Below are 10,468 nucleotides of genomic sequence, written 5' to 3'. Positions count from 1 at the left end.
GCCAAGAAGAAAAAGGCAGCCCCTAAAAAGAAGGTAGCGGCCAAGAAGAAAAAGGCGGCCCCTAAAAAGAAGGTAGCGGCCAAGAAGAAAAAGGCGGCTCCCAAGAAGAAGGTAGCGGCCAAGAAGAAAAAGGCAGCTCCCAAGAAGAAGGTAGCGGCCAAGAAGAAAAAGGCGGCTCCTAAGAAGAAGGTGGCGGCCAAGAAGAAAAAGGCAGCGAAGAAAAAAGCGAAACGGTAACGTTTCGGTAGCTGTCATTGCCACATACCCATACCATCACTGAAGGTGGTGGTATGGGTTCTATTCGTTAAGGAAGCTCTGATTAAGTCACTTCGTGACCCAATCAGATCTCCTTTACAAGTTATTCTATGGGGGAAGGGGTTATGGTTTAGTATGTTACAACAACACCTGTAGAGACCTTCCCCCAAACCCCCATCCCGTTAAGCTTTTTCAGAGGTTCCTTAAGAAGATGCCGTATTTTCTATTCAAGATGTTTCCTAGTCGTCAGGTTGAGGTAATTGAGCAACATGAGAAGTATCGTGACGCTCGTGATCGTGCCCGTGCGTTAAGAGAGGAGCTTGTGGTTGCGGATAATTATCAGGTCAAGATGATTCATGCTCCCAATGAGCATGCCGGGGCCAAGCTCTTAACTACAGAGCGAGAACCGATTCCATGGGGCGATGACTGATTAAAGTGTTTGCCAGATTTTTTTGAGTCGGTCTGCAGAGACCGGTTTTTTTGTCCCCAGCTCCTGGGCGAATATGGAGACCCTGTACTCCTCAAGTAGCCAGCGGTATTCAATGTGTTGACGGCTGTTTTCGTTGGTCTGTGAGGGGAGTGAGCCCCAGTTGATCAGCTTCTTTTCAAACGGATCCCATAACGGGGCAATTGATTGTTCCCATTTCCTGTCGCGTTGTGGGTTCTGCACAAGTTTCTCTAATCTTCTCTTTGAGGCCTCAAGATAACGTGGAATATGGTGGAGCCACTCTCTGGGGGTGGCAGATAAAAACCCTGGATAGACCAGTTTTTCGATATGTGATTTTATCCTTGAGTAGGTCATCAGATGAACAGGTGAGATGCTCCCTTTGAGTTGGCGCATCAATTCATGATCTCTTTTCAGGATATCTTGTACAAGTGCTGTGTTCTCTCTCAGGATATTTGGCACCAATTGAATAGCTTGTTGAGACCGTGTCTTGAACAGTTCACCGTTTGTTGGAATTTTCTTGTCGCCAAGAAAAAACGCCTCTCTTGCTGTTATCAGTTGTAACTCATAAAGTATGGATTTGCACTTTCCAAGCGCAAGATAGTGAAGACAGAGTTGCTGTTGGTCGACATCGTTTCTGATCATCTTATCCATGGCAGAACGCTGTTGCAGCAAGAACAGTTGAGAGATGCCATTGATGTTTTCTGCATGTGCCAGCTCTTCCGTCTCCAGCAGTTTCAGTGATATTCGGTTGTTGTCTGCAACCAGTGCTGGATATAGAGTCATGATGATGCCATGACGCTCCACCTCAACGGAGTCTGGGAGCTCGCCAAAATCCCACTTCTCTATTCTGTTACGCTCCAGTGGATATGGCTGGGGTGGGTTGTGGGCGGTAGCTGTTGCCGTCTTGCCAGGTTTGGTGACATGACCCTTATCACCATCTCCGCTTTTTAGCTGGCTTAAGGAGCGTCCAGTTTTATTGATTACTCCATCAGCTTGAATAACCTGGAAGCGCATTCTCAGATGGTTCGGAAGTGTTGTCTTTTTCCAGATATCTTTGGGTAGTGTTACCCCGGTAATTTTTCTTAATCTGGATGAGAGTTGTGGTCCAAGCGCCCCTTCTGATGGAGATAGTGATGGAATAACTGCATCAGCAAAATCTGGAGCAGGCACAAAATTCCGGCGCCACGTTTTCGGTAGTGCGCGAATCATGGCGATAACCCTCTCTCTTAGCAGTCCCGGCACCAGCCAATCAAACTGTTCAGGATTAAGTTGTTTGAGCATCTCAGCAGGGATAGTGAGGGTTACGCCATCCTCGGGGCTGTCTGGTTCAAAATGGTATGAGAGAGGAAGCCTGGTATGACCTATGGTTATATGGTCAGGGAATTGTTCTGCATCACTGGCTGATTCCGCCTTGTGTTGCATAAGGCTCTCTTGTGTTAGATGCAGCAGGTACGGCTCTCTCTTTTCAGCCTCTTTTCGCCACTTTTCGAATGTGGGAGTGCTATGTACCTTTGCCGGTATTCTCTCTTCATAGAACTGATAAAGCACCTCTTCATCCACCAGGATGTCCCGGCGACGTGATTTTGCCTCCAGTGACTCAATCTCTCCGATAAGTCCAAGGTTTTTTTTGAGGAATGTGCCACGAGTATGGAGTTCACCTTCAACAAGTGCCGAGCGAATAAAGATCTTTCTGCACTCTGCCGGATCGATAGGACCATAGTTGGTTTTCCGTCTTGCAACAATGGGGAGCCCATATATGGTCACTGTTTCAAAGGCCGCTACCTGGCCCCGTTTCTTCTCCCAGTGGGGTTCTGCATAACTTTTCTTAAGTATATGTTTGCCAATTCGTTCAATCCACTCAGGTTCAATCCGGGCAACGGTACGGGCGTAAAGTTGTGAGGTTTCAACCTTTTCTGCGGCTACCAGCCATTTCAGATGGCTCTTGAATTGGCTTGATCCTGGCCAGATGCGCATCTGAATCCCGCGAGGACCACTATAGAGATGTTTCTCACCACCCATTGCGATGTGGCTCAATAGCCCGGTCAATAGGGCACGATGCACCATCCCGTAGTCGGCTGGATGGTTGTTTTCAGTGAGCCCCATCTCCAGGGATATCTGCCTTAGCTGAGCATGTATCTCTCGCCACTCCCGCATTCTCATCCATGACAGAAAGTTGGTCTTGCAAAGTTTTCTCAGCTGATTATTGGAGAGGGAGTTACGTTGTTGTTGAAAGAACTCCCAGAGATTAATAAAAAATAGAAAATCTGACTTCTCATCCTCAAACGGTTCATGTTTTTCATCTGCAGCCTGTTGAGCATCCAGAGGGCGTTCACGAGGGTCTTGAATGGTCAGAGCTGCAGCAATGATAAGAATCTCGCTCAGGCTACCTTCACGATCTGCCGCGAGCAGCATGCGTGCAATCTGCGGGTCAACCGGGAAGCGTGCAATCTTTCTTCCCAGCGGAGTGATTTGACTGTCTGTATCTACAGCTCCAAGTTCGTGTAAAGACCTGTACCCATCTCTAATCAGACGTAGATCAGGGGGGTCGATAAATGGAAATTGGTCTGGTTGACCCAGTCGCAGAGCGGCCATCTGAAGGATGACTGGTGCCAGGTGAGTACGCAGAATTTCAGCATCGGTAAAGGGCGGGCGTGTCTCAAAATCATCTTCACTATATAGGCGAATACAGATTCCATTGCTGACGCGTCCACAACGTCCCTTGCGTTGATCGGCCGCGGCCTGTGAGATCTTCTCAATAGGTAGTCTCTGAATGCCGCTACGATGGCTATAACGACTAATCCTGGCGCTTCCCGTGTCTATCACATAACGGACACCTGGAACAGTCAGGGATGTTTCAGCGACATTGGTTGATAAAATAATGCGACGGCTGGAGTGTGCGCTAAAGATACGGTTCTGTTCTTTGGCAGAGAGCCTGGAGAAGAGAGGGAGTATCTCTGTTTGAGAGATTTTGGAACGACTTAAAAACTCACTCGCCTCTCTTATCTCCCGCTCTCCACTAAAGAAAATCAGGATATCTCCAGGCCCCTCTCTGGAGAGCTCATTGATGGCCTCGAGGATGGCGCTGTTTTGCCGGTTGCTTCTGTCGCGACTTTTTTTGATTTCATTTTCATCCTCACCATCATCTCCAGGACGATAACGAACCTCAACCGGGTAGGTACGTCCTGAAACCTCAATAATCGGCGCATTCGAGAAATGTTTTGAGAAGCGCTGAGGATCTATGGTGGCAGAGGTTATGATCAGTTTCAGGTCGGGCCTTCTGGGGAGCAGTTGTCGCAGGTATCCAAGCAGGAAGTCGATATTGAGGCTTCGTTCATGTGCCTCATCAATAATTATGGTGTCGTACTGTTTGAGCAGAGGATCAGATTGAACTTCGGCGAGAAGAATTCCATCTGTCATCAGCTTTATGCGGCTGCGTTTGCTACTGTGATCACTGAATCTGATCTTGAACCCAACAAGCTCTCCAATATTGCTCTTTAGCTCCTCAGAGATACGGTTGGCTACTGCACGCGCAGCAATGCGCCGTGGCTGGGTATGTCCAATTCTCTGTCTCTCCCCTCGCCCAATAGAGAGACAGATCTTTGGGAGCTGTGTCGTCTTGCCTGATCCGGTTTCGCCGCAGAGGATAATAACCTGGTGTTTGTGGATAGCCTGGGCTATCTCTTCACGCCTCTGGTTTATAGGTAGTGAGGAGTCGAACTCGATTGGCAGAGGTGGCTCCACTACAGGGGGCACCATTATTTTTCTGTCAGAGTTACCGGTTCTGGCACATGAAGAGTTGAGGTTGGAAAGGCAATTTCGGCACCCTCATTCTCAATGATTCCGACAATCTGCAACAGTACATCCTGCTTGATTTCGTGGAAGCGTATCCAGTTTGTGGTTTTTGTGAAAGTGTAGATGAAAAAGTCGAGAGATGATGGGGCAAAGCTGTTGAAGTTGACGATCATGGTCTGGGTTGAGTCGATCTCTGGATGCTGCTCCAGCATGGTTTTAACTTTCTGGATAATGGAAGCCATTTTTGCGGCATCTTCATAACGGATGCCGATGGTCTCCTTTATTCTGCGATGTGACATGCGCTGAGGATTCTCAACACTTATGTTGGAGAAAGTGGCATTTGGAATATAGAGTGGGCGCTTGTCAAAGGTTCTAACCTTGGTTAAACGCCATCCTATCTTCTCTACTGTGCCCTCAATATTCTGATCTGGCGAGCGAATCCAGTCTCCGATTGCAAAGGGACGATCAAGATGAATCATCAGGCCACCAAACAGGTTTGCCAACAGGTCCTTGGCGGCAAAGCCGACTACTACACCACTAAGGCCCCCAAAAGCGAGAACACCAGAGATGCTGTATCCCAGGGTCTGTAGCATGACCAGTGTAGCGGTAATAAGTATAGAGCTGCGCAACAGCCTGCTGATTGAGTCGACCATAGTCTCATCAACCGTCTCCCCAGCACGTTTCTGACCCTCTATATAGGCTGATTGCCCCTCCTTTGAGAGGAGAAAAAGAAACCATGTCAATGCACTGATGACCCCAATGTCACGCAGTGGATCAATAGCCTCAAAAATAACAGCGGGGGCCTCATGTTGAGCAATCTTTGCGCTGAATGCAATTCCAGTAATCCATATCAGCATGCTTAGTGGGCGTCGTAGTGCCCTCAGAATGGCATCATCCCAGAGATTTTTGGTTTTGTTCTCGGCCTTTGTATGAAGTCGACTAAGGGTGACTCGTTGCATCAGATCAATGGTGAGTGCAACAAGAACAACAGCAAACACCTGAAATATCCAGTGTTGGTGTTCGATCATCGTGGATAGTGTATCAATCATGAGGATAGAGTATACCCCGTCAATTCAGTAAGGGTGGATATTGTGTGGCGTCCTATGGAGTCGGGTACAGCGAGAGAGGAGAGGACAAAAATGGTGCGCGATGTAATTATAATGCACCATTGTGGAGCATTGCATGATATGTTTGTTGAGCCCCCTGTAGATAACTGGTTGAATATGTTGAGGTGGCACAGTAGTTGCTTTCTATGGTCCATTATATGTGGAATACATTATTTTTGAACAGCATTGCAGAAATTCTATCTGCAAAGTGACAGGAGACAAGTTGATATGAAAATGGTTACAGCAATCATCAAGCCATTCAAACTGGACGATGTACGAGAGGCTCTCTCTGAGATTGGAGTAAATGGAATAACGGTGACTGAGGTTAAAGGATTTGGTCGCCAGAAGGGGCATACAGAGCTCTATCGAGGTGCAGAGTATGTGGTTGACTTTCTGCCCAAGGTGAAGCTTGAGATTGCAATCAAGGCAGAGATGCTTGATCGGGTGATCGAGGCAATTCGGGATACAGCAAATACTGGAAAGATTGGAGATGGAAAGATATTTGTCTCTGCTCTGGAAGAGACCATTAGAATTCGTACCGGTGAGTCTGGCCCTGAAGCTGTGTAATAGAAAGGAAGCTAGAAATGTTAAAGATTTTTACAACTGTTATGGCCCTTATTCCTGGTGTCGCACTTGCTGAGGGGGCTACACTTGATGGTGGCAACACCTCATGGATACTGACATCCACAGCACTGGTACTATTCATGACCCTGCCGGGTCTGGCACTCTTCTATGGCGGCCTGGTTCGCTCCAAGAATGTGCTCTCTATTCTTATGCAGTGTTTTGCCATTGCTGGCATCTCCTCCATCCTCTGGTTGGTGGTTGGCTACAGCATCGCCTTCTCTGAGGGCAATGGTTTTGTTGGCGGGCTCTCTAACATCATGTTTGCGGGCATTCAGGAGGAGACTTTAAGTGGTGATATTCCCGAGTCTCTCTTTGCACTCTTTCAGATGACCTTCGCAGTCATTACCCCAGCGCTGATTGTTGGTGGTTTTGCAGAGCGTATGAAGTTCTCTGCGGTACTGCTCTTCTCGGCAATCTGGTTGCTGGTTGTCTACTCACCGATTACCCATTGGGTATGGGGTGGTGGCTGGCTGGGACAGATGGGACTGCTCGACTTTGCAGGTGGTACTGTGGTCCACATCACGGCTGGTGTTGCTGCACTGGTAGCGGCTATAGTGCTCGGCCCACGCAAGGGCTTTCCCACCACTGCAATGCCTCCACACAATATGACTATGACAGTAATGGGTGCAGGAATGCTCTGGGTTGGATGGTTTGGATTCAACGGCGGAAGTGCGTTGGCGGCAAATGGGGATGCAGCAATGGCGATGCTGGCAACCCATATATCGGCCGCCGCGGGCGCTATTACCTGGATGTTTTATGAGTGGAAAAAATTTGGTCAGCCAACTGCACTGGGTACGGTAACCGGTATTATTGCTGGTCTCGGCACCATTACCCCGGCATCTGGTTTTGTGGGACCGGCTGGTGCGCTGGTGATTGGTATTGTTGCCGGAGCGGTCTGCTTCAATGCGGTACTGGTAATCAAGCGGGTACTGAAAATTGATGATTCACTTGATGTATTCCCGATTCATGGAGTTGGTGGAATTATTGGCACTCTGATGGCAGGTATTTTTGCCTCCAGTCAGTTGGGGCTGTTCAGTGGTCAGGGCCTTGCCGAGGGCGTAACCATTGGCGGCCAGGTTTGGGTTCAGTTTATTGGTGTCGTTGCAACGGTTCTCTATACAGCAGTTGCAACCTGGGTCATCCTGAAGCTGGTTGGGATGATAACCGGTGGTCTTCGGGTCTCGGCAGATGAAGAGACAGAGGGGCTGGATATTGCCTCTCATGAGGAGCGTGGTTACGATCTCTGACCCTCTTTTTCCACTACCAAAACGGGGATGGTGTAAAATTGCACCATCCCTTTTTTCTTAATAGGTAATTGCATACGTAATAGTCGAAATCTCTTTCTCTCCTCAGAGGCTGCTTTTCCCCCTGTTTTAAGACCATTTTTCAGCGCCTGTCATAACTCGCTGCGCTCAAACACTGACAGGCTTCACTCTGAAAAACAGCCCGAAAACAGGGAGCAGCTAATTCGTCAAAAAGAGATTTCGACTATTACTAAATAGGCTATATACAGTTTAATGCTCAAAAAAGTTCTGATCAAAACCTTTGGTTGCCAGATGAATGACTATGACTCTGCCCGTATGGTGGAGTTGTTGGAGAAGTCTCATGGCTATGTACGTACGGAAACCCCGGAAGATGCTGATCTGCTACTTCTGAATACCTGCTCAGTGCGTGAAAAGGCACAAGAGAAGGTCTTTTCTCAGCTTGGCCAGTGGCGTCCACTTAAAGAGAGTCGTCCCGATGTTCTGATTGGTGTTGGAGGGTGTGTTGCCAGTCAGGAGGGTGATGCGATTCGCAAGCGAGCTCCCTTTGTGGATCTTGTGTTTGGTCCGCAGACACTGCACCGCCTACCGGAGATGGTGGATGCAGTTAGAGCAAAAGAGAGGGCGGTGGTTGATGTCTCTTTCCCGGAAATTGAGAAGTTTGATCGTCTGCCAGAGCCACAGGCCAATGGGGTAACGGCCTATGTGAGCATTATGGAGGGGTGTAGCAAGTACTGTACATTCTGTGTGGTCCCCTACACCCGAGGTGAGGAGGTGAGCCGTCCATTTGATGATGTTCTGGCGGAGGTGGCGGGACTACTTGCACAGGGGGTGCGGGAGATAACCCTGCTTGGGCAGAATGTAAACGCCTACCGCGGTGAGATGGAGGATGGCGAGATTGCCGATCTGGCTACTCTTATCCATTACCTGGATGCCATGGAGGGGCTGGGGCGTATTCGCTACACAACATCACATCCAATCGAGATGACTGCACCATTAATAGAGGCCTATGCAGAGGTGCCAACGCTGGTAAGTCATCTTCACCTGCCGGTGCAGAGTGGCTCTGACCATATTCTTGCGATGATGAAGCGAGGTCACTCTATTGACGAATATCGTGACACCATTCACAAGTTGCGTGAGATCAGGCCTGACCTTGGGCTATCCTCAGACTTTATTGTCGGTTTTCCCGGCGAGACCGAGGAGGATTTTATGGCAACCATGGATCTGATTGCAGAGTTGCGTTTTGATAGATCATTCAGCTTTATCTACAGTCCGCGTCCAGGAACCCCCGCCTCAGATCTGCCTGATGATGTTCCTCGCGAGATTAAACAGAAGAGATTGTCACGCCTCCAGGAGAGACTTAATCAGATTGCGATGGATATAAGCCGGGAGATGGTTGGTTCCACCCAGAGGGTATTGGTAGAGGGACCAGCAAGGAGAGGACCCGGTACTCAGGTGGCAGGACGTACCGAGAACAATCGTGTCGTAAATTTTGATGGCCCACTTACTCTGACAGGAGAGTTTGTTGATGTATTGATAACAGAGGCTCTGCCAAATTCTCTGCGCGGCCAGATGATGGAGACAAACTAGTGTCACCGATAGTACGTGAGGTTGTTTTTGAGGAGTTTGAGACAGAACGGATAGCCAATCTGTGTGGTGAGTCAGATAGACACCTTCGGCAGGTGGAGGCCAGTCTTGGGGTAGAGATAAATTATCGAGGAGAGCAGTTCAGGATTGTTGGAGATAAACGTTCTGTTGAGCTTGCAGTCAGGGTTGTGGAATCTCTCTATAACGAGGCTACAGAACATGAGATTTCTCCCGATGTTGTACACCTGTTGTTGCAAGAGGTGCAGCTGGATAATCGGGAGATGGAAGACGAGGAGAGTGCAGAGGCAGAACGTTCAATCCCCGAGGTGGTGATAAAGACTCGTAATCGGATAATTCGTCCTCGTGGTCCACGCCAACGCCGTTACATGCATCAGGTTGTTACCCAGGATCTTGTTTTCGGAATTGGTCCGGCAGGTACCGGTAAAAGTTATCTTGCCGTTGCCTGTGCAGTAGATGCGCTCCAGCGTGAGGAGGTGAGACGACTGGTCCTGGTTCGTCCAGCTGTCGAGGCGGGAGAGAAGTTGGGATTCCTGCCGGGAGATATGTCGGACAAGATAGACCCATATCTGCGCCCACTTTATGATGCTCTATATGAGATGTTAGGGTTTGAGCGGGTCACCAAGCTTATTGAGCGAAATGTGATTGAGGTTGCGCCGCTTGCATTTATGCGTGGGCGCACCCTGAGTGATGCATTCATTATTTTGGATGAGGCACAGAACACAACGATAGAGCAGATGAAGATGTTTTTGACCAGGATAGGTTTTGGATCTACTGCTGTGGTTACCGGTGATGTTACCCAGGTTGATCTGCCGCGTACAACCCAGTCTGGACTGCGCCATGTGACTGAGGTATTGAGGGATGTGGATGGGGTAGGGTTTACCTTTTTTCACTCCTTTGATGTGGTGCGGCATCCACTGGTACAGAAGATAGTTCGTGCCTACGAAGCAGAGCATGGCAGGACAGACAGTCGTGATTGATGTTGTTGTTCAGGTTGCGACAGAAGCTGAATATATTCCAACAGAGTCAGATCTGTCTCGCTGGGTAACAGTTGCAATAGATGAGATAGAGTCATCAGCCTCCGGTGAATTGACAGTTCGTATGGTCAATGAGGAGGAGAGCGCCGATCTAAATAGTCGTTATAGGGACAACTCTTATCCAACCAACGTCCTCTCTTTTCCCTTTGAGGCATCAGATAATCTGCCAATTGAGTTTCCATTGGGCGATCTTGTTATCTGTGCCTCAGTGGTTGAACAGGAGGCCATGGAGCAGGGCAAGGAGTTGGAGGCGCACTGGGCACATATGGTGATTCATGGCCTGTTGCATCTGCTGGGGATGGATCATATTGAATCTGCCAAGGCTGAGATAATGGAGGC

General features: G+C 48.8%; 9 protein-coding genes. 7 read left to right on the top strand and 2 right to left on the bottom strand.

The window, feature by feature from the left end; all coding sequences use genetic code 11:
- Window positions 1-237: hypothetical protein (locus AC3ZFK_RS07920; RefSeq protein WP_487541587.1), on the top strand; the 237-nt coding region annotated here is incomplete at its 5' end.
- 229 nt (window positions 238-466) lie between these two features.
- Window positions 467-685, top strand: coding sequence for a hypothetical protein (locus AC3ZFK_RS07915; protein ID WP_487507376.1), 219 nt, complete (start codon window positions 467-469; stop codon window positions 683-685).
- Here AC3ZFK_RS07915 and hrpA read toward each other — a convergent pair whose 3' ends face one another.
- On the bottom strand, window positions 686-4,459 hold the full coding sequence (gene hrpA, locus AC3ZFK_RS07910; RefSeq protein WP_487507375.1) for an ATP-dependent RNA helicase HrpA: 3,774 nt from the start codon (window positions 4,457-4,459) through the stop codon (window positions 686-688). It lies immediately after the preceding gene.
- Entirely contained in the window at window positions 4,459-5,544 is a 1,086-nt protein-coding gene (locus AC3ZFK_RS07905; RefSeq protein WP_487507374.1) for a mechanosensitive ion channel family protein, read from the bottom strand. The genes hrpA and AC3ZFK_RS07905 overlap by 1 nt, the downstream gene beginning before the upstream one ends.
- Window positions 5,545-5,829: 285 nt before the next feature.
- Between AC3ZFK_RS07905 and AC3ZFK_RS07900 the strand changes: the two genes are divergently transcribed.
- The 5 genes from AC3ZFK_RS07900 to ybeY form a co-directional block, all read left to right on the top strand.
- Window positions 5,830-6,168: a P-II family nitrogen regulator gene (locus AC3ZFK_RS07900; RefSeq protein ID WP_487507373.1), complete on the top strand. Its 339-nt coding sequence runs from the start codon at window positions 5,830-5,832 to the stop codon at window positions 6,166-6,168.
- Window positions 6,169-6,209: 41 nt separating this feature from the next.
- Window positions 6,210-7,472 carry an ammonium transporter gene (locus tag AC3ZFK_RS07895; RefSeq protein WP_487507378.1) on the top strand — a complete coding sequence of 421 codons (1,263 nt, stop codon included), beginning with the start codon at window positions 6,210-6,212 and terminating at the stop codon, window positions 7,470-7,472.
- 270 nt (window positions 7,473-7,742) lie between these two features.
- On the top strand, window positions 7,743-9,077 hold the full coding sequence (gene miaB / locus AC3ZFK_RS07890) for a tRNA (N6-isopentenyl adenosine(37)-C2)-methylthiotransferase MiaB (protein WP_487507372.1): 1,335 nt from the start codon (window positions 7,743-7,745) through the stop codon (window positions 9,075-9,077).
- Window positions 9,077-10,072, top strand: coding sequence for a PhoH family protein (locus tag AC3ZFK_RS07885; RefSeq protein WP_487507371.1), 996 nt, complete (start codon window positions 9,077-9,079; stop codon window positions 10,070-10,072). Before miaB ends, AC3ZFK_RS07885 begins: the two co-directional genes overlap by 1 nt.
- Window positions 10,047-10,468 (top strand): rRNA maturation RNase YbeY (gene ybeY, locus AC3ZFK_RS07880; protein WP_487507370.1); only part of this gene is annotated, 422 nt, incomplete at its 3' end. The genes AC3ZFK_RS07885 and ybeY, both read left to right, overlap by 26 nt.

It is taken from the genome of Candidatus Thiopontia autotrophica (assembly GCF_982804495.1).
Note: the sequence above shows the minus strand (reverse complement) of the source record. Positions and strands in the feature narration are given on the sequence as shown.